This window comes from Rhizobium sp. BT04 (assembly GCF_030053135.1).
In the GTDB taxonomy this organism is placed as follows: domain Bacteria; phylum Pseudomonadota; class Alphaproteobacteria; order Rhizobiales; family Rhizobiaceae; genus Rhizobium; species Rhizobium binxianense.
This window is the reverse complement of record NZ_CP125647.1, coordinates 161687-184940: the sequence shown is the minus strand read 5'-3', so window position 1 is coordinate 184940 and position 23254 is coordinate 161687. Positions and strand designations below refer to the sequence as shown.

The 23254-nt window shown below is 61.9% G+C and carries 19 protein-coding genes and 1 riboswitch; of the genes, 11 read left to right on the top strand and 8 right to left on the bottom strand.

Translation table 11 applies throughout. The features are described 5' to 3' along the window. Positions 1 to 24 precede the first annotated feature (24 nt). From QMO82_RS00920 to QMO82_RS00905, 4 genes are read left to right on the top strand one after another with little or no spacing between them, the layout of a single operon-like run. On the top strand, positions 25 to 1122 hold the full coding sequence (locus QMO82_RS00920) for a BMP family ABC transporter substrate-binding protein (protein ID WP_027683096.1): 1098 nt from the start codon (positions 25 to 27) through the stop codon (positions 1120 to 1122). A 3-nt stretch (positions 1123 to 1125) separates the two neighbouring features. Then, the gene (locus tag QMO82_RS00915) at positions 1126 to 2646 is read left to right on the top strand and encodes an ABC transporter ATP-binding protein (RefSeq protein ID WP_183610353.1); all 1521 of its coding nucleotides are present in this window, start codon (positions 1126 to 1128) and stop codon (positions 2644 to 2646) included. Further along, positions 2646 to 3746, top strand: coding sequence for an ABC transporter permease (locus tag QMO82_RS00910; RefSeq protein WP_183610352.1), 1101 nt, complete (start codon positions 2646 to 2648; stop codon positions 3744 to 3746). The genes QMO82_RS00915 and QMO82_RS00910 overlap by 1 nt, the downstream gene beginning before the upstream one ends. Next, the gene (locus QMO82_RS00905) at positions 3743 to 4654 is read left to right on the top strand and encodes an ABC transporter permease (RefSeq protein WP_183610351.1); all 912 of its coding nucleotides are present in this window, start codon (positions 3743 to 3745) and stop codon (positions 4652 to 4654) included. Before QMO82_RS00910 ends, QMO82_RS00905 begins: the two co-directional genes overlap by 4 nt. 67 nt (positions 4655 to 4721) lie before the next feature. On the opposite strand, the gene QMO82_RS00900 is transcribed toward QMO82_RS00905, so the two are convergent. Next, entirely contained in the window at positions 4722 to 5255 is a 534-nt protein-coding gene (locus tag QMO82_RS00900) for an NUDIX hydrolase (RefSeq protein ID WP_183610350.1), read from the bottom strand. Positions 5256 to 5351: 96 nt separating this feature from the next. On the opposite strand from QMO82_RS00900, the gene QMO82_RS00895 reads away from it, so the two are divergent. The 5 genes from QMO82_RS00895 to QMO82_RS00875 all read left to right on the top strand — a co-directional run bounded on the left by QMO82_RS00895 (position 5352) and on the right by QMO82_RS00875 (position 10541). Further along, entirely contained in the window at positions 5352 to 5996 is a 645-nt protein-coding gene (locus QMO82_RS00895; RefSeq protein ID WP_027683091.1) for a DUF47 domain-containing protein, read from the top strand. After that, a complete protein-coding gene (locus QMO82_RS00890) occupies positions 5996 to 7000 on the top strand; it encodes an inorganic phosphate transporter (protein WP_027683090.1) in 1005 nt (334 codons plus the stop codon). The genes QMO82_RS00895 and QMO82_RS00890 overlap by 1 nt, the downstream gene beginning before the upstream one ends. A 468-nt stretch (positions 7001 to 7468) precedes the next feature. After that, complete coding sequence (locus QMO82_RS00885) at positions 7469 to 8782, top strand: CmpA/NrtA family ABC transporter substrate-binding protein (protein WP_183610349.1); 1314 nt, start codon at positions 7469 to 7471, stop codon at positions 8780 to 8782. Between the two features lie 56 nt (positions 8783 to 8838). Continuing rightward, positions 8839 to 9732 (top strand): nitrate ABC transporter permease, encoded by an 894-nt coding sequence (gene ntrB / locus QMO82_RS00880; protein WP_183610348.1) that lies wholly within the window; start codon positions 8839 to 8841, stop codon positions 9730 to 9732. 11 nt (positions 9733 to 9743) lie between these two features. Then, a complete protein-coding gene (locus QMO82_RS00875; protein ID WP_183610347.1) occupies positions 9744 to 10541 on the top strand; it encodes an ABC transporter ATP-binding protein in 798 nt (265 codons plus the stop codon). Between the two features lie 4 nt (positions 10542 to 10545). Here the strand turns inward: QMO82_RS00875 and QMO82_RS00870 are convergent, their stop codons facing one another. The 4 genes from QMO82_RS00870 to QMO82_RS00855 all read right to left on the bottom strand — a co-directional run bounded on the left by QMO82_RS00870 (position 10546) and on the right by QMO82_RS00855 (position 17566). Beyond that, on the bottom strand, positions 10546 to 13173 hold the full coding sequence (locus tag QMO82_RS00870) for an AAA family ATPase (protein WP_183610346.1): 2628 nt from the start codon (positions 13171 to 13173) through the stop codon (positions 10546 to 10548). Continuing rightward, positions 13170 to 14294 (bottom strand): DNA repair exonuclease, encoded by a 1125-nt coding sequence (locus tag QMO82_RS00865; protein WP_183610345.1) that lies wholly within the window; start codon positions 14292 to 14294, stop codon positions 13170 to 13172. Before QMO82_RS00865 ends, QMO82_RS00870 begins: the two co-directional genes overlap by 4 nt. 212 nt (positions 14295 to 14506) lie before the next feature. Next, complete coding sequence (locus tag QMO82_RS00860) at positions 14507 to 15091, bottom strand: cysteine hydrolase family protein (RefSeq protein WP_183610344.1); 585 nt, start codon at positions 15089 to 15091, stop codon at positions 14507 to 14509. Positions 15092 to 15172: 81 nt separating this feature from the next. Further along, entirely contained in the window at positions 15173 to 17566 is a 2394-nt protein-coding gene (locus QMO82_RS00855) for a bifunctional diguanylate cyclase/phosphodiesterase (RefSeq protein WP_183610343.1), read from the bottom strand. 105 nt (positions 17567 to 17671) lie between these two features. Here QMO82_RS00855 and QMO82_RS00850 point away from each other — a divergent pair, with 105 nt between their 5' ends. Further along, positions 17672 to 18478, top strand: a complete 807-nt coding sequence (locus QMO82_RS00850) for a transporter substrate-binding domain-containing protein (RefSeq protein WP_183610342.1) — start codon at positions 17672 to 17674, stop codon at positions 18476 to 18478. 87 nt (positions 18479 to 18565) lie between these two features. On the opposite strand, the gene fdhA is transcribed toward QMO82_RS00850, so the two are convergent. Beyond that, the gene (gene fdhA / locus QMO82_RS00845; RefSeq protein WP_183610341.1) at positions 18566 to 19756 is read right to left on the bottom strand and encodes a formaldehyde dehydrogenase, glutathione-independent; all 1191 of its coding nucleotides are present in this window, start codon (positions 19754 to 19756) and stop codon (positions 18566 to 18568) included. Positions 19757 to 19968: 212 nt separating this feature from the next. Then, a riboswitch (cobalamin riboswitch) is annotated at positions 19969 to 20167 on the bottom strand. Positions 20168 to 20340: 173 nt separating this feature from the next. Beyond that, positions 20341 to 21246 carry a DMT family transporter gene (locus QMO82_RS00840; protein WP_183610340.1) on the bottom strand — a complete coding sequence of 302 codons (906 nt, stop codon included), beginning with the start codon at positions 21244 to 21246 and terminating at the stop codon, positions 20341 to 20343. Positions 21247 to 21357: 111 nt separating this feature from the next. Between QMO82_RS00840 and QMO82_RS00835 the strand changes: the two genes are divergently transcribed. Beyond that, positions 21358 to 22221: a LysR substrate-binding domain-containing protein gene (locus QMO82_RS00835; protein ID WP_183610339.1), complete on the top strand. Its 864-nt coding sequence runs from the start codon at positions 21358 to 21360 to the stop codon at positions 22219 to 22221. Here the strand turns inward: QMO82_RS00835 and QMO82_RS00830 are convergent. Then, entirely contained in the window at positions 22208 to 23194 is a 987-nt protein-coding gene (locus QMO82_RS00830) for a GlxA family transcriptional regulator (protein WP_183610379.1), read from the bottom strand. The two genes, QMO82_RS00835 and QMO82_RS00830, sit on opposite strands and share 14 nt — an antisense overlap. Positions 23195 to 23254: the final 60 nt, after the last annotated feature.

Below are 23254 nucleotides of genomic sequence, written 5' to 3'. Positions count from 1 at the left end.
AAACCAAAAGAGGGAACTGAGAACATGACCAAACTGACCCGCAGAAACCTGATGACGGCCGCTGCCGCCACCGGCCTTGCCGGCGTGCTCGGCAGCCGCCTTGCTTTGGCCGCCGACGAACCGCTCGGCATCACGCTCGTCGTCCCGTCGCCGATCGGCGACGTCGGCTGGGGGCATGCACTTGCCGCCGGTCTCGAGCCGATCAAGGCCGCTTACGGCGACAAGGTGAAGGTCACCGTGCTTGAGAATATCGCGGAAGGCCCGGACGCCGACCGCATCATGAACAAGACCGTCGCCGACGGAAACAAGTTCCTGGTCGCCGGCTCTTTCGGCTATCAGAACGGCGCCCTGCAGATCGCCCGCCGCGATCCGAGCGTTACCGTTTTGCACGCCTCCGGCTTCCAGGTCGCTCCGAACTTCTCGCCTTTCGCCGCCAAGTATTTCCAGGGCACCTATCTGCTCGGCATGGCTGCCGCAGCCCTTTCCAAGACCGGCAAGCTCGGCTCTGTGTCGGCCTTCGCCATTCCCGAACTCATCACGTCCATCAACGCCTTCACCCTCGGCGCCCAGGCCGTCAAGCCCGATATCGAGGTCTCGGTGGTGTGGGTGAACTCCTGGTTCGACCCGGCCAAGGAGCAGGAGGCCGCCAAAGCCCTGATCGCGCAGAAGTGCGACGTGATCTTCTCCAACGCCCAGGACACGCCGTCCGTCATCTCGGCCTGCGAGGAAGCTGGCGTCTACGCCTTCAACCTCAACTCCTCGATGAAGAAATACGCACCGAAAACCTATCTCGGATGCATCTCGACGGACTGGTCACCGTTCTTCAAGGCATCGGTCGACGCCCATCTCGCCGGCACCTTCAAGGGCGCCAATGCGTTCCTCGGCGTCGCTGACAAGGTCGTCGAAGTGGTGGACTGGAATCCGGATGTTCCGGCTGACGTGATGACCAAGATCAAGGAGATCGAGGCAAAGATCGCCGACGGCAGCTTCTCGCCCTTCACCGGGCCGATCACCAAGGCCGACGGCAGCGAAGGTGTCGCATCCGGCGCAACCATGGCCGACGCCGAGATCATCGCCATGAATTGGCACGTCAAGGGCGTGTCCACGCCGCTGCCGAAATAAGTCATGACGACCCCGCTCCTGTCGCTGCGCGGCATTTCGAAGAGTTACGGCCAGATCCACGCCAATCAGGCGATCGATCTGGACGTGGCTCCGCAATCGATCCATGCGATCCTCGGCGAAAACGGGGCGGGAAAATCGACGCTGATGAAGCTGATCTACGGCGTCGAGCAACCGGACGACGGGGATGTCGTCTGGGAAGGAAAACCGTTGCGCCTCGCCTCCCCTGCCGAGGCGAGGCGCAACGGCATCGGGATGGTCTTCCAGCACTTTTCGCTGTTCGAGACCCTGACCGTCCTGGAGAATATTCGGCTGGTCGTGCCGGGCCGCAAGGCTGAGCTCAAGGAACGCATTCGGACGCTTGGACGGGAGTTCGGCCTCGAAGTCGATCCGCTCGCCCATGTGCATGCGCTGTCGGTCGGCGAGCGGCAACGGGTGGAGATCATCCGAAGCCTGATGACCAATCCGAAGCTGCTGATCCTCGACGAGCCCACCTCCGTCCTGCCGCCGCAATTGGTGGAAAAGCTGTTCGACACATTGCGCCGGCTGCGCGACGGCGGCGTTTCCATTCTGTTGATCTCCCACAAGCTCGAGGAAATCCGGGCGATCTGCGATCGGGCGACGATCCTGCGCGGCGGACGCGTGACCGGAGATGTCGACCCGCGCGAACATGATGCCCATGACCTTGCCCGCATGATGATCGGCCGCGACATGCCCGCCCCCATCTCGGCGCTGTCGCTGTCTGGCGGGGAAAAGCGGCTGGAGATCATCGGGTTGGATTATCAGCCCGACGATCCCTTCGCGGTGCCGCTCTCCGGCATCAGCCTCGAAGTGCGTGCCGGCGAAATCCTCGCGATCGCCGGTATTTCGGGCAACGGCCAAAGCGAGCTTGCCGCATTGATTTCAGGTGAGACGGTGCTGGGGCGCGACCAACGCGACCGGATCTACATGATGGGGATCGACGTGGGCAGGCTCGATGCCGCCGCGCGGCGGACGCTCGGATTTGCCTTCGTTCCGGAAGACCGGCTCGGACGCGGCGCCGTACCCGAAATGTCGCTCGCCCTCAACAGCCTGCTGACCGCCCATCCGCTCAAGCTTTTGCGGCACGGTCTTGTCGACAGGGCGCGGGCGTTGGCGTTCACCGAGGATTGCATCCGTCAGTATGATGTGCGCACACCCGGCCCGGATGCGGAAGCCGGCACTCTATCGGGCGGCAACCTGCAGAAATTCATCGTTGGCCGCGAAATCATGCTGTCTCCCAAATTGCTTTTCCTGGCGCAGCCGACCTGGGGCGTGGATATCGGCGCCGCATCCGCCATCCGCAGCCGTCTGGTCGCATTGCGCAATCAGGGCATGGCGATCCTCGTCATTTCCGAGGAGCTGGAAGAACTGTTCGAGCTCTGCGATTCCATCCAGGTGCTGCATCACGGCCGGCTCAGCCCGCCGCTCGCTACGCGAGACACGAAGCCCGAGGAGATCGGCCGATACATGATCGGGGCACAAGCCTCGCCCGAGAAAGTCCAGTGATGAGTGCTTGGTCCCTTGCTTTCGTTCCCACCCTGGTCCGTCGGGAGCGCGCTTCGCTTGCCGCGACCATGATCGCGCCCGCCATAGCACTTGTCATAGCGATCGCGCTCAACCTCGGCCTTTACATCTTGATGGGCCGCGACCCTGTCGCGGTTGTCTATGCGATGCTTTTCGAGCCTTTCCTCTCCTGGGCGTCCTTTTCGGAAGTGCTTTTAAAAGCAGGCCCGCTCCTTCTGATCGCACAGGGACTGGCGATCGGCTTTCGCGCCAAGGTCTTCAACATCGGCGCCGAAGGCCAGTTCATTCTCGGCGCAATCTTCGCCTCTGCCATTCCGGTCTGGTTTCCGCAGGCGACGGGCCAGTGGATCTGGCCGGCGATGCTGCTGCTCGGCGCCATCGGCGGCGCACTTTGGGCTTCTCTCACCGCCTTCTGGCGCGTGCGCCTCAATGCCAACGAGATCCTCGTTTCACTGATGCTGAGCCTCGTTGCGGCGCAACTGCTGAACTACCTGCTGCTCGGCCCGTGGAAGGATCCGAACGGCTTCAACTTCCCCCAGTCGGTGATGTTCCAGTATGATGCGATGGTACCGACCCTGATCGCCGGTACCCGTGTCAATGTCTCATTCCTCATCACGCTCGCTTTGTCGGTTGCGGCCTGGGTCTTCATGCAGAGGAGCTTCATCGGTTACAAGCTGCAGGTCGGCGGTCTGGCGCCACGGGCTGCGGGCTATGCCGGCTTCAAGGAAGGTTGGGCGATCTGGCTTTCGCTGCTGATCGGCGGTTTTGCAGCCGGTCTTGCCGGTGCGGCCGAAGTCGCAGGCCCGCTCGGTCAGCTGCAGCGTTCGGTCGCGAGCGGCTATGGCTATGCGGCCATCATCGTCGCCTATCTCGGCGGCCTGCATCCGATCGGCATCGTAATCTCGGCGCTGGTCATGGCGGTCATCTATATCGGTGGCGACAATGCCATGGTCTCGGCCAACCTGCCGATCGCCGCCGTCCGTGTCTTCCAGGGCAGTCTGCTGCTCGCCTACCTGATCGCCGTCGCCTTCGTGCGCTACCGCCTTGAATGGCGACGCGCCGCCCATCGGAGCCCGTCATGAACGCCATCGAGTTCATTCTTGCCGGCATGCTTGCGGCTGCGACACCGTTTCTTCTGGCAGCACTCGGCGAACTGGTGGCCGAGCGCGCCGGCGTTCTCAACCTCGGGGTCGAGGGATTGATGGCCTTCGGTGCCGTGCTCGCCTTCATCATCGTCTACCAGGGCGGTGGACATCTCCTGGGCTTCGTCGCAGCCGGGCTCGGCAGCGCTGTCCTTTCGCTGCTCTTCGCCTTTGTCACGCTGGGGTTCCGGGCAAACCAGGTGGCAGCGGGCCTTGCCATCGGCATTCTCGGCCAAGGCCTCTCGGCGCTTTTCGGCAAGACCTATGAAAGCCTCACGGTCAGGGGACTTCCGAAGCTTGCCCTTCCCGGGCTTTCGGAATTGCCGGTTGTCGGCGGCCTTTTCGTCCAGGACATCGTCGTGTGGATTTCGCTCGTCGCGACTCTCGCTCTCTGGGCCATATTTGCCTACACCAAGCTTGGCCTCATCGTCCGCGCCGTTGGCGAGAACCCGAAGGCCGCCCATGCCATCGGCTACTCGGTAGTCTCAGTCCGCGTCCTCGCCATCGCCTTCGGCGGCGCGATGGCCGGTTTCGCCGGCGCCTATGCGTCGGTGGTCTACACACCACTCTGGGCCGATGGAATGATTGCTGGGCGCGGCTGGATTGCCATCGCCCTCGTCGTCTTCGGAACTTGGCTCACCGGCCGTATCTTCCTCGGCGCCTGCCTCTTCGGCGCGGTCTCGCTCATGGGGCTTGCAGCCCAGGCAACCGGACTGGACGTGCCTTCGCAACTGCTCTCGAGCCTGCCATATCTCGTCACGATCATCGTGCTCGGCATTATTTCCGCCGACCGTCGCCTGCTGAAACTGAACGGTATCGCTTCGCTCGGCGAACCATTTGAGCGATAGAGCATAGTGCGGAAAGCGGTTTTCGGGATCAAACGCCTGCGTAACGCGCCGGCGAAAAAGCCCGTGGTCAGGCGCGATCGCGTTTCTTGCGACCGCGCGCCTCAAATTGGACGAGTAGCGACTTGAGTTCGATCTCGCGAACGCGTCGTGCCGCTTCGTCCGGGCTGACCCATTCGAGAATACGCTGACCCCGCTCCTTGAAATCGCCGCTGATTTCCGTGACTTCAATCTGAAACATATCGACGATACAGGGCGCCACATCGCCATTGTCGAGTTCTTTCAGATAAGTATAGCGCCCAACCGGCTTCTTCTTCACCACCCCGCGCACGCCGGCCTCCTCCCAGGCCTCGATTGCTGCTGCTTCGAAAGGCTTTTTCCCTTTCATCGGCCATCCTTTCGGGATGACCCAGCGTGCGCTCTCGCGAGACGTGATCACCAGGATTTCGAGCTCGGATCCGGCAGTGCCGTGACGGAAGCAAATAGCGCCGTATTGTTGACGGAATGCACCAGCGAACAGCACTTCAGGAACAGCAGCGAGCTGCCGCAGCAGTGGCTGGGACTTGTCCGGTCGAGGCTTGCTGCCTTTTTTGCTAGGTGTCATATCGATTGAGTTGCCGAATTTGCTTGTTGCTTCAATTGCCTGAGCGTGTTTATGACAGATTTATGACAATCGGCCGCACGAGGAAGGTTCCCAGGCATGATGAGCATTTTTCGCAAGCTGATGCCACGGGAAGACAGATTCTTTGAAATGTTTTCCAAGCACTCGAAGACCGTCGTTGCCGCGGCGCACGCCCTCGATCAACTCCTGAAGGGCAATGACGTTGAGAAAAACTGCGAACGAATCGTCGCATTGGAAAACGAGGCGGACGACGTCACGCGTGACGTTCTTCTTGCCGTTCGACGAAGCTTCATCACGCCCTTCGACCGAGGTGACATCAAGGACCTTATTCAGTCGATGGATGATGCGATCGACATGATGCACAAGACAGTCAAGACGATCCGCTTGTTCGAGCAATCCAGCTTCGATCCGCTCATGCAGGAGATGGGCAGTGAAATCGTCAAGGCGGCAAACCTTGTCGCGGAAGCGATACCCCTCCTCGACAGATTGGGAGCCAATGCGCAGCGTCTCGCGGCCATCGCGGAGGAGGTCACCCGAGTGGAGGGACGTTCCGACGATCTCCACGACCAGGGTCTGAAGGACCTGTTTCTGCGTCATGGCGCCGCCGGCAATGCGATGGCCTACATGATCGGAAGCGAGATCTACGGAGAGCTGGAGAAAGTCGTCGACCGCTTCGAGGATGTCGCGAACGAAATCAGCGGCATTCTCATCGAGAACGTCTGATGGATGCCTCCCTCGCTCTGCCGCTGCTGGTCGGCCTAGTCGTTGTCGCACTGTTCTTCGACTTCCTCAACGGTCTGCATGATGCGGCCAATTCGATCGCCACGATCGTATCGACCCGCGTCCTGCGGCCGCAATATGCGGTCGCCTGGGCGGCATTCTTCAATTTCATCGCATTCCTGTTCTTCGGCCTGCACGTGGCCGAAACGCTGGGGACCGGCATCATCGATCCTGCGATCGTTTCGCCTCAAGTGATCTTCGCCGCACTGATGGGTGCCATCATTTGGAATATCCTCACCTGGATTTTCGGGATTCCATCGAGCTCGTCGCATGCGCTTGTCGGCGGGCTGGTGGGGGCCGGTCTCGCAAAGGTGGGCTTCAACTCGATCGTCTGGAACGGCCTTCTAAAGACCGTCGGTGCTATTTTTCTTTCGCCAGCCATCGGCTTCCTGCTTGCCCTGGTGCTGGTGCTCGCCGTCTCCTGGCTATTCGTCCGGCAAACGCCGTTTGCGGTGGATCGCACATTTCGCATCATGCAGTTCGTGTCTGCTTCGCTTTATTCGCTTGGCCACGGCGGAAACGATGCGCAGAAGACGATGGGCATCATCGCGGTGCTCTTGTTCAGCCAGGGATATCTCGGCCCGACATTCTACGTGCCTTTCTGGGTGGTCATTTCCTGCCAGTCGGCAATGGCTCTCGGTACGCTATTTGGCGGATGGCGGATCGTTCATACCATGGGGTCGAAGATCACCCGGCTCAACCCCATGCAAGGTTTCTGCGCAGAGACGGGCGGAGCCTTGACACTATTCGGAGCGACGTGGCTCGGTATTCCCGTTTCGACGACGCATACCATCACCGGAGCAATCGTCGGAGTGGGCGCGGCTCGTCGTGTCTCAGCCGTGCGCTGGGGATTGGCCGGCAACATCGTGATAGCCTGGATCGTAACGATGCCGGCGGCTGCAGCAATATCCGCAGCGTTCTACGGCCTCGTATCTTTGCTGCGATGAAATGAGGTGATGGCCAGGCAATCGCCACACTTGCCCTTCCCTTTTGAGCTTTGCCGCTGGCAAATACGGACCAATAAAGCGGGCAGAATCCATTCTGCCCTCTGCGTCATCGCAGCTTCGATATTGCGTGCACTGCACAAATAGAGCGCTCCCATGACTGCGACTACGTTAGCAATCGCACAAAACGGAAGCAGAAAATAAAAAGCCTAAGAAATAGGCATTCGTTAATTCTGACCATTTCTCCTTTTACTTCATGCTGTTACCAATTCCTCTCGAAATTGGCACGCTGCTTGCACGTTCTGTGACGCATCGGTCAACGGCGACCGATGCGGATAGGCGCGGCATAAGCGCCTACATCGGACACCGACGTCGCAAGGTCTTTGCAATCCGGGATTCTCTCATCCCCTGGACGCAAATTCCGGCGGCGTTTTTTTGTGTCCAAATTCAGCCAGCAGAGGGAACCTGCGCATGACAAAGAATTTGCAGACTGGGATTTTTACAACCGGCATGACTCGCCGCAGCATGCTCAAGACGACCGCAGCAGCTGCTCTCATCGGCGCTGCCAAGACCGCCTTTCCGTCCGGCGCCTTCGCCGCCGGCGCAGGCCCTGAGGTGAAAGGCGTCAAGCTCGGCTTTATCGCTCTGACGGATTCCGCACCGCTGATCATCGCCAAGGAAAAAGGCTTTTTCGACAAGCATGGCCTGCCGGAAACGGATGTGGCCAAACAGGCATCCTGGGGGGCGACCCGCGACAATCTGGTGCTGGGTGGTGCCGCCAACGGCATCGACGGCGCCCATATTCTCTCGCCGCTCCCCTATCTCATGCACACCGGCAAGGTGACGCAGAACAACAAGCCGGTGCCGATGGCGATCCTTGCCCGGCTCAATCTCGACAGCCAGGGCATTTCCGTCGCCAAGGAATATGCCGAAACCGGCGTACAGCTCGATGCTTCCAAGTTGAGGGCCGCCTTCGAGAAAAAGAAGGCGGAAGGCAAGGAGGTCAAGGCCGCCATGACCTTCCCGGGCGGTACCCACGACCTCTGGATCCGTTATTGGCTTGCCGCCGGCGGCATCGATCCGAACAAGGACGTTTCGACCATCGTCGTGCCGCCGCCGCAGATGGTTGCCAACATGAAGGTCGGCAACATGGACGTCTTCTGTGTCGGCGAGCCGTGGAACGAGCAGCTCGTCAACCAGGGCATCGGCTTCACGGCAGCCACCACCGGCGAGCTCTGGAAGGGCCATCCCGAAAAGGCGCTCGGGCTGCGCGCCGAATGGATCGAAAAGAACCCCAATGCTGCCAAAGCGCTGCTGATGGCCGTCATGGAGGCTCAGCAATGGTGCGAAAGCATGGACAACAAGGCGGAGATGGCCGACATTCTCGGCAAGCGCCAATGGTTCAACGTTCCGACGAAGGACGTGCTCGGCCGCCTCAAGGGCGACATCAATTATGGCAACGGCCGCGAGGCCAAGGCCACCGACCTCTATATGAAGTTCTGGAAGGACGGCGCCTCCTATCCGTTCAAGAGCCACGATACCTGGTTCATGACGGAAAACATCCGCTGGGGAAATCTGCCGGCAAGCACCGACATCAAGGCGCTGGTCAACCAGGTGAACCGCGAGGACGTCTGGCGCGAGGCCGCCAAGGATCTCGGCGTCGCGGCCGCCGATATTCCCGCATCGTCGTCCCGCGGCAAGGAGACTTTCTTCGACGGCAAGGTCTTCGACCCTGAAAATCCCTCCGCCTATCTCGACAGCCTTTCGATCAAGGCCGTCGCCTGACCCGCTCCGGCGCGCGAGAGGCGCGCCGGCCTTTCATTCACGTGAGGAGCGCGTCGATGTCCGCCCTGGCAAATAAACAAAATCCCTCCACGGTCGCCTCCGCCAAACCGGCGGCAAAGGTTCTGCCGTTTTCCGGCAAGCATGGATCGCGGATCGACTTTCGCCGTGCGGGATTGGCCGCATTTCGCAATGTCGTTCCGCCGGCCGTCGTCCTGGTGCTCATCCTGCTCGTCTGGCAGGTGCTCTGTTCATCGGCGGATGCGTCTTTGCCCTCGCCGCATCGGGTCTGGCAGGAGAGCTATGACCTGATCGCCTATCCGTTCTTCAATTACGGCTCCCAGGATATCGGGCTCGGCTGGCGCGTGCTCGTTTCGCTGCAGCGCGTCGTTTACGGCTTCGGCCTTGCCGCGGTCGCCGGCATCGTTGTGGGCGCGATTATCGGCCAGTCGGTCTGGGCGATGCGCGGCCTCGATCCGATCTTCCAGGTGCTGCGCACGGTCCCGCCGCTCGCCTGGTTGCCGCTGTCGCTCGCAGCCTTTCAGGATTCCAATCCTTCGGCGATCTTCGTGATCTTCATCACCTCGATCTGGCCTGTCATCATCAACACCGCCGTCGGCGTCCGCAATATCCCGCAGGACTACCGCAACGTCGCCGAGGTGCTGCGGCTCAACCAGTTCGAGTTTTTCTGGAAGATCATGCTGCCTTCGGCAGCGCCCTATATCTTCACCGGCCTCAGGATCGGCGTCGGCCTCTCCTGGCTCGCCATCGTCGCGGCCGAAATGCTGACGGGCGGCGTCGGTATCGGCTTCTTCATCTGGGACGCGTGGAATTCGTCGCGCCTTCCGGACATCATCGTCGCGCTCGCCTATATCGGCATCGTCGGCTTCGCCCTCGACAAGCTGGTGGCTGCACTCGGCAAACTCGTCACCCGCGGCGCCATGGCCAACTGAGGAATGCACCTATGAACGCCTATCTCAAGCTCGACCATATCGACAAACATTTCGATCGCGGCGGTGTGCGCGCCGAGGTGCTGAAGGACATCAACCTGACGATTTCCGAGGGCGAATTCGTCTCGATCATCGGCCATTCCGGCTGCGGCAAGTCCACCCTGCTCAACCTGATTGCCGGCCTGACGCCGGTGTCCGCCGGCGCCGTGCTCCTTGAAAACCGCGAGGTCAACGAACCCGGTCCGGAACGCGCCGTCGTCTTCCAGAACCATTCGCTGCTGCCCTGGCTGACGGTCTACGAGAACGTCAATCTCGCCGTCTCCAAAGTCTTCAGCCGAACAAAGACCAAGGCCGAGCGGCACGACTGGGTCATGACCAACCTCGACCTCGTGCAGATGGCGCATGCCAGGGATAAGCGGCCATCGGAAATATCAGGCGGTATGAAGCAGCGGGTCGGCATTGCCCGGGCGCTTTCGATGGAGCCGAAGATCCTGCTGCTCGACGAGCCCTTCGGCGCGCTCGATGCGCTGACCCGCGCCCATCTTCAGGATGCGGTGATGGAAATCCACGCCCGGCTCGGCAATACGATGGTGATGATCACCCATGATGTCGACGAAGCGGTATTGTTGTCCGATCGCATCGTGATGATGACCAACGGCCCGGCGGCCCGCATCGGCGAAGTGCTCGATGTGACCATGTCTCGTCCCCGCCATCGCATCGAACTCGCCTCCGACCGGACATATCTCAAATGCCGCGAGGCCGTCTTGAAGTTCCTCTACGAACGCCACCGCTTCGTCGAAGCCGCGGAGTAGGCCGTCAATCCGGCTGCCATGGCTGCATGGCGAGCACGTTGCCGCCCAATCTGGCGAAGGCGCGTTGGCGACAGGAGAAGACCAGGATCTGCTGGTCGCGAGACTGGCGGTGCAGGGCATCGAACATGCGCTCGATCCGGTCGTCGTCGGAATAAACAAGCGCATCGTCGAGGATGACGGGGGCCGGCCGGCCGTCGCGGGTGAGCAGCCGGGCGAATGCAAGGCGGGTCAGCACCGAGAGTTGTTCCCGCATGCCGCCGCTCAGCCGGTCGACATCCTCGTCCAGGCCATTGCGGCGCACGATCTGCGGCAACAAGGTGTCGCCGTCGAAGGTGATCGAGATGTCGTCGAACAACAGGCCGACCAGGGGGGCGAGTTCGTTCATAACAGGCTTGAGATAGAGGTCGCGCGCCGCCGCCCGCGTCGCCGTCAGCGCCTTGCGCAGGCGATCCAGCACGGCGACCTCCGTCTCGAAACGCTTTACCTGTTCGCGCGCCGCAGCAAGCGAGTCCCGAATTTCGGACCAGTTTTCTTCCACCGCGCTGTCCGAGCGGGTGCGAATCTGACCGCCGAGATCGGCAAGCTCCTCGCGCAGCCTGGCAATTTCGCGTGCCGCGGCCTCGGCGACCGAACGCGCCCGGGCAAGGGCGGCCTCCGCGCTTGCGAGGTCCCGCCCTGTCCGGCGCAAAGGTCCGGCCCGAAGTTCGACCGCATCGAATTGCTCTTTGGCGCTGGAAAGTTCGACAGCAAGGTTCCGCTGCACTTCATTTCGGCTGGCTTCGGGGCCGATGATCGCCTCGATCGCCTCGAGTTCCTGGCTAAGCCTGGCATGCTCGGTTTGCGCGCGCAATATGGCCTCGCCGGCCTCCGTATGCATCATCGACGCTTCTCGCGCCCGGTTCCGCGCCAGTTCGATGCGCCGCGTCGCATCCGCGAGACGGGCGCGCACCTCTTCCGGATCGGCGTCGAGTTCGACTGGACCCTGGCTGAGTTCGGCAAAGCGGGCGGCGTCGAGGTGGAGCGCGTCGATGCCCCTCGGGGCGAGTTCGGCGAGCCGATGGCGTGCCCGCATCAGCTCATCTTGCTTGTTCCGTGCGGCGATATCGCGCTGTCGCGCCGCGAGCAGGCTGTTGACACCGAGCTTGGCGAGCAATGTTTGGCGGGTGGATTGCGCGGTCTCCAGCGCCCCGTTCTGTTCCGCCTGCCGACTGGAATGGATGGTCAGGGTGCCGATGCCTGCTATGTCGAGCCTCGCCATCCCGGCAAAGCTTGTATCCTCGCCCCCGGGCAAAGGCTGGCGGTCCATGCTCACCAATCCGGAGGCGTCCTTCAGGTAATCGATCCGGAGTGTGGGAAGGCCGACCTCGGCGGCCGCGCGCAGGCCGACGATCTTGAGATCAAGCGCTTCGAGCCGTTCGATCGCATCGGCTGGAATGGCGAGCAATGCATGCGCAGCCTCCCCGTCCTCGATTTGCTGCCGTGCCGCTTCCGCCTGTTCGAGACGCTGGCGAAGCTCGGCTAGACGCTCGGCGGCGTGGCGCGAACGCAGCGCTGCCTCCAGCCGCGCGAGCCATTCGCGGTTCACCCGCTCTTCCTCTTCGGCCGCCTGCACCTCCGCCGTTGCGGCCTCGCTTTCAACAAGCGATGCCGTGCGTCGCTCGGCTGCATTGGAGAGTTCTTTCTCCGCCAGGGCGAAACGCCGCGCGAGCTCGCCGCTGCGGTTCAATGCCGTGTGGAAGCGGTCGAATGTCTGCTGCGCCGCATCGCGGCGGCTGGCGGCCAAGGCAGCTTCGGCATCCAGCGCCTTGAGTTCCCTCTCGTGCAGTTTGGCGGCTTCGAGCACTGCCTCGGCATTGGCAATCGCCGCCTTCCGGCCGGCTTCCTCGTCCGAGTTTTCCAATTCGTTGAGTCTCGCCTGCACTGAGCGGCGGCGGTCGAGTGCGCCGTGCAGCATCTCCACCTCCTTGGCCAGCCGCGCCTCCTCCTCCTGCAGCCGGTCACGCTCCTCGAGAGCGGCGGCAAAGCGGCCTCCTGCCTTCGGCCGGAGCGTTGCGGTGACCAGGCGATTGAGTTCGTCCTCGCAGGCTTCGAGCACCGCCGACATGCGCCGTCCGCCCGTCAGCGCCTCCACCTCGCCCTGCACCGAAGTCAGCAGGCTTTCACGCACCCGCTTGTCGTTCTCTTCCTCGCTCTTGCTGCGATTTTCGATGCCGGTGACGCCCTGGCGCACCCAGAGCAGTCCTGCCGGGCCAGATGTTCCGCCGGAAATGAGATCGCCGATGAACGCCTCGGCCTCGTCGGCCTGGGCGATGATCCGGCCGCTGCCAAGATCGGTGACGCTGGCGCGCCGTCCGCTATGGAACTGCTTGGTCAGGCGGTAGCGGCCGGCTTCGATGGTGATATCGGCCTCGACGATCGGATTGCCGCCGCTATAGGGGCGCAGCATCTGCACGCTCTTTGGATTGCCGCTGTGCGGCTGGAAGAACAGGGCATGCAGCGCCTCGAAACAGGTTGATTTGCCATGTTCGTTGGCGGCGCTCAGCACATTGACGCCGTCGGTGATGCCTTCCACCGCGATGCCGCGGCCGGCGAAGCGTTTGACATTGTGCAGGCGAAGGGCGGTGAGCTTCATCGATCGATCGTCTCGCAATAGGAAAACAGGCGGATCAATGCTTCGCGCGACACGCCTCTGTCGTCGCCCGAGCGGGCCTCGTCGAGGCTTTCGGCAAGCAGCAGTTCCGCAGCATCGCGCAGTGCGCCGGCTCGGTCGATGATCTCGAGATCATCGCTCTCGCAGTCGGTCCCCAGCAGGTCGGTATCGATCTCCAGATGGGCAAATTCCGGCGCCACCTGCTCCAACAGGCTGATCATCGCCGTCCGCCCGTTCAATCGTGCACGGCCGGACAACGCGACGCGCAACAGGGTTTGTCGCCGCGCGAAGGGTTCCGGCAACGCGGCCTTCAGCGCTTCGACGCCGTCTTCCGACGCCAGCAGAGGCAGCTGCAATGTCTGCCAGGAAAAGCTGGCGGTCGCCACCGCCGTCGTCGTCGGCATCGCCCCCTGCCCGGCAATGGAAACGACCATCGCCTGCCCCGGCCGGTCATGTTTGAAGCGGTCCGGCTCGGGCGCACCGCTGTAATATGTTCTGGCGTCCACGGCCACCGGCCCATGCCAATCGCCGAGCGCCATGTAGTCGAGGCCGGCGAGCGCCGCGCGATTCGGCGCAATCACATTCGTGGCCGTGGCATCCTCCGAAAACTCCTGGATCGGGCCATGGGCGAGGCCGATGCGAATGGATCCGTCCGGCGTCGCGGCGCCTGTCATCCATTCGGTCAGGTCACGGCCCGGCCGCCTGGTCGTGCAGGGCGCCGGCAGGAGGATGACATCAGGGGCCAGTATCATCGGCGCCGCTTCCGTCGCCAGAATGACATTATCGGGCAGCACGCCGCGTGCCGCGCTCCAGAGCTGATCGGCCAGCAGCGAATCGTGATTGCCCGGAAGCAGCACCCAGCGCAGCGGCCCATTCCGGGCCATCTCGCCAAGCGCTTGCCTGAGCACGGCGGGCGTCGGCGTCTCGGTATCGAACGTGTCGCCGGCGAGCAGGATGATATCCGCCCCATGCTCGCGCGCCGCACTGGCAAGCCTGGTGATCACGCCATGCCGTGCCTCGCGCAGGCGCCCTCTCAAATCCTCGGGAAGATTGCCGAACCGCTTGCCGATGTGCAGGTCCGAACTGTGCAGGAAGGAAAACATTAGCCAGCCATGTTTGCGATGCGCCGCGAGCACCGTCCGCAGTGTCGTGATTCCGTTATGCCGGGACGACCATGCCTCCCGGCAAAGGGCTAGGCAAGCCTATCCTGGCCGAGCAGGCTCTTATCCAATGCTTGTCTAATTCATGGTGGGCTCTCCGGGCGTTCACCATGAATATGGCAGCCTCGCCGGGTCGCTTGCCGCACTGGCCTTTCTCAGCCAAAGCCGCTTAAAAATTTCTCGGTCTTCATGAGTTCGAGCTGCACGGAAAACCGGTCGTGCAGAAGTTCCAGCGATGCATCATATGTATCATCGGCGCTGCTGCAGACGGCGTCCTTCAAGACGATGACGCGATAGCCGAGATCGATGGCGCCGAGCGTCGTGGCGAGCACGCAGACATCCGTTTCACCGCCTGTGATGACCAGAGTATCGACCCGCTCCGACTGAAGGATCGGATGCAGGCGCCCGTCGATCCAAGGGGAATAGGTGCGTTTGTCGAAGTGCCTTGCCGGCGGAACCAGCGATGCCAGCGATGGAGCAAGATCGATAAAGCCGCGCGGAAGATGTTCGCCCGTCATCATCCACCATTTCTGATAATAATCCCGCCATTTTCCCGGCATGTCGTCGGCATGTTCGGGTGGCAGGAAGCGGGTGAAGATCGTTCGCGACGGGTGCCGCACGGCCAATTCTTCGATCTGCGGACACACCCGCGCCATCCAGGGAACGTGCCACGGCGTGTCTTCGGCAAACATTCGCTGCATGTCGACGCAAAGGTGCCGCCACTCGCCGATCTCGCCCATCACATCCTCCGTTCGGTCTTCGGGCGTCAACCATCGCCCGCGGCGAAAGTTCCCCCGGACCGGCGGACGATCAAAAGCCTTTCAGGTGATGGCTCCGGGAACGATCGCCAGCAATCCGGCGGCGTTCTCGGGTTCGCGGAAACAATCGAGTTCGCGCAGAGGAACCGGTTTGGAGAAGAAATAGCCTTGCAGGTCGGTGCAGCCGAGGGCGGCCAGAAAATCGCGTTGATATTCGGTTTCGACCCCTTCGGCCGTCGTCGAGATGCCGAGGTTGCGGCTGAGCGCGACGATGGCGCCAACGATGGCCGCCCCGTTGGCTTTTGTGCCGAGCTGTGAGACGAACGAACGATCGATCTTGATGCGGTCGATGTCGAAGCGGACCAGATGGCTGAGGCATGAAAAGCCGGTTCCGAAATCATCGAGCGAAATCTGAACACCCCGGCTGCGCAGCGACTTCAGCACCGTATAGACGTCCGAATTATCCTCGATCAGCGAGGACTCGGTGAGCTCGAGCTCGAGCCGGGACGGCGGCAGGCCGGTCTCCTGGAGCACGGCGAACACTTCCTCGGCAAAATTTGGCCTTCTTAACTGGGCGGGAGACACGTTGACCGCAACAAATGTGTTTTCAGGCCATTTGCAGGCGGCTCGGCAGGCTTCGCGCAATACCCAGAAACCGAGAGCGTCGATGAGGCCGCCCTCCTCGGCGACAGGGATGAAGCTGGCCGGCGTCAACAGTCCGCGCCGGCTGTGACGCCAGCGCACGAGAGCCTCGGCGCCCGACGCCGAGTATCCGCCGTCGGCACGATGCACCGTTTGGTAATAGACTTCGAGCGAGCCGAAGTCCGGCCTTTCGGCAGCCGGATCGGAGCGTAGACCGTCGCCGGATGAGGCCGTGTTTTTGGCCAGGACCTCCCGGAGTTCGTTCTTGAGAATGTCGCGCGCATTCCGGCCGCCGTCCATCGACGGTGAATAGAGACGCCACTGGCCTCTGCCGCCCATCTTCGCTTCGTAGAGTGCGACGTCGGCGTAGCGCATGATGTCATCGGCATTCCGCCCGGCATCCGGCACGACGGTCACGCCGATCGAGCCGCCGACCCGTGCGACCGCCTCGCCCCTCAAAAGCGGGAAGGGTTTGCCAAGTTCGGCAACGATCGCGTCGCATATTGCCGGCAAAACGTGGTCATGATCTTTGATGTCCCGGAGAAGCAGGGCAAATTCATCGCCTCCGAGCCGGGCAAGCGTATCGCCCGGACGAAGCAGGGAGCGGATCCGCTCGGCAGCCATCCGGATGAGTTCATCGCCGGCGGCATGGCCGAAGGTGTCGTTCACGGCTTTGAAGCGGTCGAGGTCGAGAAGTGCAACTGCCGAGCGCTCGGTCGAATTCTGCGTCTCGGCTAGGCACTCGTCAAACCGCATCGCGAACAGAGCGCGGTTGGGAAGGTCGGTCAGCACATCATGCAAGGCAAGCTGTCTTGCATGCAGCTCGCTTTTCCTCAATTCGCCAAGGCTGCTTCGCAGGCGCACCAACAAGACCGAGAACAGGATGGCGATCACCAGGGCGGCAATCGAGAGCGCCGGCATCAACCGGCCGATCACCCTCGAGCCCGGAAGATCGGGCCGCCATACGATAAAGCCGATCGGTTCGCCGTTCGCCGTGGCGTCGATCTGAAACGCAACTTCGTTTTCGTCGGCATCGGCGGTGCGCGCGAAGCGCGCCCCGTTGAGGCCCTGCTGCCGGCTCAATTCGTCCAGCGCCGCACCATCGAGAAACCGCACGACGATCAGGAATTGCCGCATCGGCTGCTGCTGCCCCTCGGGAGCTTCGTTGATGGCGACGACGCCGACGATCGTCGGCCGGCCTTCCAGCCGCATCAGATTGGCGAGCGCCGGGTTGGAGCGGCCTGTGCTCGCAAGGCGGCTTTCCATTGAGGACGGCGTTCGTTCGTTGGAAACCGTGCCTTGTCTCAACCCAAGGCGGGCATCCTGAAGGAGAGGCAAAAAGAGAGGCTTCATCCAGCGATAACGCTTTTCCGTTTGAGCGTCCGCCAGCATCAGCAGCTGCGCCTTCTCGTCGACGACAAAAGCCTGATCGTAGCCGAAAGCGGACATTGCGGTCTGGCTGATCGCGCTCCCGGCCGCTGCCGTCAGAACTGCGTCGAGGCTGGAGGAGCCTCCGGTTGACCGGGCGGCAGGATAAACACGTGTGAGGTAGCCGTTGCCGAACTGGCCGATAACATGGGCGACCTGATCGACCTGTTCCCGCAGGCGCGCATTCACAAGATTACGCTGTCGATCAAGGGCGGCAGCGTCGCTCTCGGTTCCCGCCCACAGTGCCGAAAGCACGACTAGTCCGATCGCTCCAAGCCCGCTGACGGCGATCAGAAACAGAATTCTCCCCGAGGCAATCCAGGATTGCTGAAACGTCTTTGAGCTGGAAGGAAGAACGATGTGCAAGCGTAGACCCCTGAACACCACGACACGGGCGCATTGGCCGACGCTAACAAAGAAGCGTTCACGTAGAATTAAAAGCTGCGGCGCACTATGGGGCGAGATCGACTACGCCCCAAGGAGCTCCCGACGATGTTACGCATATCCATTCAGACGATCGTGCGCGGAGCGCTGATGACGGGCGCGGTGGGTGTCTTTCTGGCCGCGGCCTTGCCGCTCCAGGTGGCTGCGCAGGATCGTATGCCGATGAGAATTGCCGTCGAAGGTGCCTTTCCGCCGTTCAATTACCTCGATGCGAACAACAAGCTTCAGGGCTTCGATATCGATATTGCCAATGCGCTGTGCGAGGTTGGCAAGTTCGAATGCCAATTTATCATCGAGAAGTGGGACGACATCATCCCCGATCTCGTTGCCGACAAATACGACGCGATCATCTCATCCATGTCGATGAGCCTTGAGCGGCGTCAGAAGGTTGCCTTCACTGAAAAATACTACAACAGCCCGTCGGTGTTCATCGCCCGGAAGGATTCGTCGATCAGTGACGTCAGCCCCGCCGCCCTCAGCGGCAAAGTTCTTGGAGTGACGTCGTCGACAGCGCAGGAATCCTATGCCAACCATCTTTATCCGGAAATGAAGAAGACGATTTTTCGGTCTTCGCCCGAATTGTACAAGGGGCTGGCGGATGGGAGCGTCGACATTATCCTCGAGGATAAACTCGCCATCTACGACTGGATTGCCAACACCAAGGCGGGAAGCTGCTGCGAGTTCAAAGGGCCGGATCTGGTCGATATCACCTATTTTGGTGAAGGTGCCGGGATCGCGCTGCGCCTCGATGACAAGGAGCGTCTGACGCGCCTGAACGAAGCGTTGAAGACCATCAAGGCCGACGGGACCTATGACATGATCAACGCAAAATATTTCCCGTTCAGCATCCAGTAGTTCGTCAATCAAATTGTCATGTGACAAAGCGGAATGGCCGGTTTTCCACCGGCCATCCCTGTCAGGTAAAGTCCTTGGTCGCAATCGTTACGCGGCCTTCGCGACCTCTCCATGAGGATCGAGGACATATTTCGTCGCCGCGCCATGGTCGAAGCTTTCATATCCAGCGGCGGCATCGTCGAGCGGGATGACCTTGGCGTTGACGATGTCGGCAATCGGCAGTCGGTCGTGGAGGATCGCCTGCATGAGCTGACGATTGTATTTGAGCACCGGAGTCTGGCCGGTGTGGAAGGACTGCGCCTTGGCCCATCCGAGGCCGAAGCGGAGCGACAGATTGCCGTGTTTGGCGGCATTGTCGACAGCGCCCGGATCCTCGGTGACGTAGAGGCCGGGAATACCGATCGAACCTGCGGCGCGGGTAATCTCCATCATCTGATTGAGCACGATCGCCGGCTGCTCGCCGCCGGAGTGGCCGCGGGCCTCGAAGCCGACCGCATCGATGGCGCTGTCCACCTCGTTGGTGCCGACGACCTCAGCGATCATGTCGCCAAGACGGTCGCTCTTCGACAGGTCGATCGGTTCGAAGCCGACCTTGGCGGCATGCGCCAGACGGTCCTTGTTGAAATCACCGATCATCACGACCGCAGCGCCGAGAATGCGGGCCGAAGCCGCAGCCGCAAGACCGACAGGGCCGGCGCCGGCGACATAGACGGTCGAGCCGACGCCAACGCCGGCACGCACCGCGCCATGGAAGCCGGTGGGCAGAATGTCGGAGAGCATGGTGAGATCGCGGATCTTTGCCATCGCCTTGTCGCGATCCGGGATTTTCAGCAGGTTGAAATCGGCATAGGGAATGGTGACGTAACGCGCCTGTCCGCCGATCCAGCCGCCCATGTCGACATAGCCGTAAGCGCCGCCGGCGCGGGCCGGGTTTACCGTCAGGCAGACGCCGGTATCCTGTGACTTGCAGCAGCGGCAACGGCCGCAGGCGACATTGAACGGCACCGAGACGATATCGCCGATGTCGAGCATCTCGACGTCGACGCCTTTCTCGATGATCTCGCCGGTGATTTCATGACCGAGGACCAGGCCCGGCATCGCCGTCGTGCGACCGCGGACCATGTGCTGGTCGGAGCCGCAAATGTTGGTCGAGATCACCTTCAGGATCACGCCGTGCTCGATGCGGCGGCCATCGGGCGCTTCCAGCTTCGGGTCGTCGATGTCGCGCACTTCGACCTTGCCCGGCCGGAGATAAACGACGCCTCTATTCTTGCTCATGGATTCCTCCCACGTGTTTGAATGCCTCGATCTGCAACCGATGCAGCCGATGGCAACATTCCCTCCGGCCTGCCTCCTCTGCAGCCCGGTGTCGACAGCGCCGGATACCGCCGCATCGGGCGATATTCGGATTTTGCAAAAGGGACAGATTGGTGGAGGAGAAGAGTGAACGCCACGGTCTGGCCTGTCGTTCGTGATCGCCCGCCGCAATCCGTCGATTTGCCGCGCAAGAGCTGGTGTCCGGCTCCAGAAACTCCTTTCGATCCATCGCGAGATCTTTCCGGATCTTTCCGGCGATTTCCGTGAGGATTTCAGTTCTTCTACCGCTGCGGGCAGCGCCGGCGTCAGGCCGGCTTCCCGATGGGCCATTTCGCCAGTTTGCGAGATAGCGCCTTGAACACCACAAACAAACCATGCCTGACGGAAAACAGCGATCAAAAAAACGACATGGGTGCAACTCAAAGACGACAGTCGGTGAAGTCGCAGGAGCGCGCTGCGCAGGGTCAATAATTGATCCCGCGAATACGGCGGTTTTCCGGACCGTCCGGGAAGATTTGATTGCCGTCTGGCGGGAGATGGCCGGCTTAGGCGCGATGCGTTCGCCGGCCGCGGTTGGCGTCGATCGCTGTGTGCCAGAACACGGCGCCGAGGATGATCGCGCCGCCGAAATAGGTGGCGACGGGCGGTTGCTCGGAAAACAGCAGCCAGACCCAGAAGGGTGTCAGCACGATTTCCATCGTGCCGATCAGCGCGGCTTCCGCCGGCGGCATCCGCTTTGCCCCGGCAAGGAAAAGCACCAGCGCCAGGGAGAAATTGGTGGCGCCGAAGGCGGCCAGGACGATCCAGTTGTGCAGGTCGAGCGAGCCGACCGAACCGAACGGCGCGAAGATGATGAGGGTCAGGAAGGCGCTGACGACGGTCGGCGGCAGGCTCGGCACGCCGGGGCTGATGCGCGGGATGATGATGACGAGCGCGAAGGACGCGGTCATGCCGAGCGCCAGCAGGTCGCCCCAGCCGGTACCGCCGCCGATCGACGAGGCGACGATGACGGCGACGCCGAGGAGCGAGATGCCGCCGGCAATCATGGTCCGCCGGGCCACCCTCTCCTTGAGGATCAGCCAGCCGAACAGCGCCGCGATGAACGGAGTCGTCGCATAGATCATCGTCACATTGGCAACGGTGGTCATGTAAAGCGACCCGATGAAACATCCCTGACTGAAGGTCTGGCAGGCGATCATCGCCAGACCGCTCGGATGGAAGACGGAACGCCATTGCCGCCGCGAGATGCCCCCTTCGAGGAAAAGGCAGGGGATCAGCAGAAACAGGCCACCGAACAATGACCGCCAGGCGATCGCCGTCCATACGTCGGTTGTGAGCAGCCGCGAATAGACGCCGCTCGCACTCCAGGCAAGCGTCGCGGCAACAATGAGAAGCACACCCTTCTCGTGCTCGCTGCCGGCGAGGCGCGTGGTCGGATTTTCAATGGTCACGCAGATGGTCTCAAAGAAGGAAGTCGAACGCGGGTCTTTTGTGCGCCAGGAATTGACATCAGACAAACGAATAGTAGAGATAGCTGTTATCGATTTTTTCTATGGCTGCCCATGCATGAACCTATTGAAAGCGAGCTCCTGAGGACCTTCCTTGTCGTGGCCGAGACGTCGAATTTCTCGACGGCTGCCCAGCGCATCGGGCGGACGCAATCGGCGGTTAGCAGCCAGATCAAGAAGCTCGAGGAGACGATCGGCGAAACGCTGTTCGAGCGCGGTGCCCGCGGTGTACTGCTGACGCGCCAGGGCATACAGCTCGTGCCTTATGCCCGCCGGATCATCGACCTGCTGAGCGAGGCCGCCGCGACGATCCGCAGCAAACCGCTGGATGGGCCGGTGCGCATCGGCATTCCCGAGGAATACAGCCAGACGGTGCTGCCGGCAGCCCTTGCGGCTTTCGCCGTGCGCCACCCGGCCGTCGAGGTCACCGTATCCTGCGACTATACCGTCCGTAACCTCGCCGCCCTTGAGCGGGACGAACTCGATCTCGCCGTCGTTTTCGACTGGAGCGACCAGACGAAAGGCGAGGTCCTCTGCGTTGACCCCACAGTCTGGGTTACTTCAATGGTTCATCGGCTGCACGACATTGATCCCCTGCCGATTGCGACCTATCGCAATTCCGCATGGTCGCGCGATTATGCGCTCCGATCGCTTGAGCAGATCGGCCGCAATTACCGGATCGCCTTCATCGCCGATACCGGCTCGGGGCTGAAGAATGCCGTCACCGCGGGCCTTGCCGTTACCACGCTGTGCCGCAGCAACATTCCGCCCGGCTGCCGCGAGCTCACCGCCGAAGACGGTTTTCCGCCGGTCGATTCCTCGAAAGTCGTGCTCCGGCGCAATCCCTACCGATCCAGTGAGGCAGTTCGCGAACTAGCGGATATGTTGCGAGACGCCTTCCAGCCTACGTCGGTGTGATGCGGCGGCGCAAGCGGCGGCGCGTCTCGGACGGGCTTTCGGAAAAACTCGCCCGGTAGCTCCTGGCAAAGGCCGAGGCCGAGTTGAAGCCGGTCGCCGCCGCGATATCAGCGAAGGAGGCTGTCGTCTCGATCACCTTGCGCCGGGCTGCGTTCAGGCGCAGGGCGAGATAATGCACATGCGGCGGCGCGCCAATGCTCTGCTGGAAAAGATCCTGCAGATGCCGGGCGCTGATGCCCACCCGGCGGGCGAGCCGCGTGAGGATCAGGGGCTGCTCGATATGCTCCTCCATCAGTTTTACTGCCTGCGCCACGCGGGGATCGTGCATACGCAACCCGGCCGAAGCCGCGGAGAGCGGCTCATCGGCATGGAAGGACGGCTGCTCATAGCGGAACAGCCGGCTGACTTCGAGCGCCAGCGAATAACCCTGCCGCTGCCGGATCACCTCCAGCATCAGGTCGACGGTCGGAAGCGAGCCTGAGGTCGTCAGCCGTTTGCCGTCGATAACGAAACGATCCTTGACGGCTCGCACCTGCGGATAGGCCAACGCAAAATCCTCATAGTCCTCCCAGTGGACGGTCGCCGGCAGCCCGTCGAGCAGGCTTGCCTCGGCCAGCAGCCATGTGCCGGATTCGATGCCGGCAATCATCCTGCGGTAGCGGGCAGCCTGGGAGAGCTGCATCTTCAGCGCCGGCGTCGCGCTTTTCCGCCAGTTGTAACTGGCCAGCACGAAAAGCGGCGCATCCTCGGTCATCGCCCGAAAAATCCCCTGGACGGGCACGGCGATATTGCTGGTGGTCGGGACCGGCTCCCCGTCCGGGGTCAGCAGCCGCCAGCGATAGAGTTCGCTGCCGGAAATGCGATTGGCGCCGCGCAGCGGCTCGATGACCGAGGCGATCAGGATCAGGTTGGTGTCCGGCAGGATAAGAAGATCGATATCGAGCCGTTCCGTCGAGCGCTGCAGCAAGGTTATCTCCCCAAGAATTCCGATAATGTATCAATTGCATCTGAAAATGCAAAGCATCGCTGCCCG

Excerpts from the sequence above, each read along its gene's own strand:
- QMO82_RS00915 (WP_183610353.1), top strand. The coding sequence starts at position 1,126 with ATGACGACCCCGCTCCTGTCGCTGCGCGGCATTTCGAAGAGTTACGGC.
- QMO82_RS00910 (WP_183610352.1), top strand. The coding sequence starts at position 2,646 with ATGAGTGCTTGGTCCCTTGCTTTCGTTCCCACCCTGGTCCGTCGGGAG.
- ntrB (WP_183610348.1), top strand. The coding sequence starts at position 8,839 with ATGTCCGCCCTGGCAAATAAACAAAATCCCTCCACGGTCGCCTCCGCC.
- QMO82_RS00900 (WP_183610350.1), bottom strand. The coding sequence starts at position 5,255 with ATGACACCTAGCAAAAAAGGCAGCAAGCCTCGACCGGACAAGTCCCAG.
- QMO82_RS00890 (WP_027683090.1), top strand. The coding sequence starts at position 5,996 with ATGGATGCCTCCCTCGCTCTGCCGCTGCTGGTCGGCCTAGTCGTTGTC.
- QMO82_RS00895 (WP_027683091.1), top strand. The coding sequence starts at position 5,352 with ATGATGAGCATTTTTCGCAAGCTGATGCCACGGGAAGACAGATTCTTT.
- QMO82_RS00875 (WP_183610347.1), top strand. The coding sequence starts at position 9,744 with ATGAACGCCTATCTCAAGCTCGACCATATCGACAAACATTTCGATCGC.
- QMO82_RS00835 (WP_183610339.1), top strand. The coding sequence starts at position 21,358 with ATGCATGAACCTATTGAAAGCGAGCTCCTGAGGACCTTCCTTGTCGTG.
- QMO82_RS00865 (WP_183610345.1), bottom strand. The coding sequence starts at position 14,294 with ATGTTTTCCTTCCTGCACAGTTCGGACCTGCACATCGGCAAGCGGTTC.
- QMO82_RS00860 (WP_183610344.1), bottom strand. The coding sequence starts at position 15,091 with ATGGGCGAGATCGGCGAGTGGCGGCACCTTTGCGTCGACATGCAGCGA.
- QMO82_RS00870 (WP_183610346.1), bottom strand. The coding sequence starts at position 13,173 with ATGAAGCTCACCGCCCTTCGCCTGCACAATGTCAAACGCTTCGCCGGC.
- QMO82_RS00920 (WP_027683096.1), top strand. The coding sequence starts at position 25 with ATGACCAAACTGACCCGCAGAAACCTGATGACGGCCGCTGCCGCCACC.
- QMO82_RS00850 (WP_183610342.1), top strand. The coding sequence starts at position 17,672 with ATGTTACGCATATCCATTCAGACGATCGTGCGCGGAGCGCTGATGACG.
- QMO82_RS00885 (WP_183610349.1), top strand. The coding sequence starts at position 7,469 with ATGACAAAGAATTTGCAGACTGGGATTTTTACAACCGGCATGACTCGC.
- fdhA (WP_183610341.1), bottom strand. The coding sequence starts at position 19,756 with ATGAGCAAGAATAGAGGCGTCGTTTATCTCCGGCCGGGCAAGGTCGAA.
- QMO82_RS00905 (WP_183610351.1), top strand. The coding sequence starts at position 3,743 with ATGAACGCCATCGAGTTCATTCTTGCCGGCATGCTTGCGGCTGCGACA.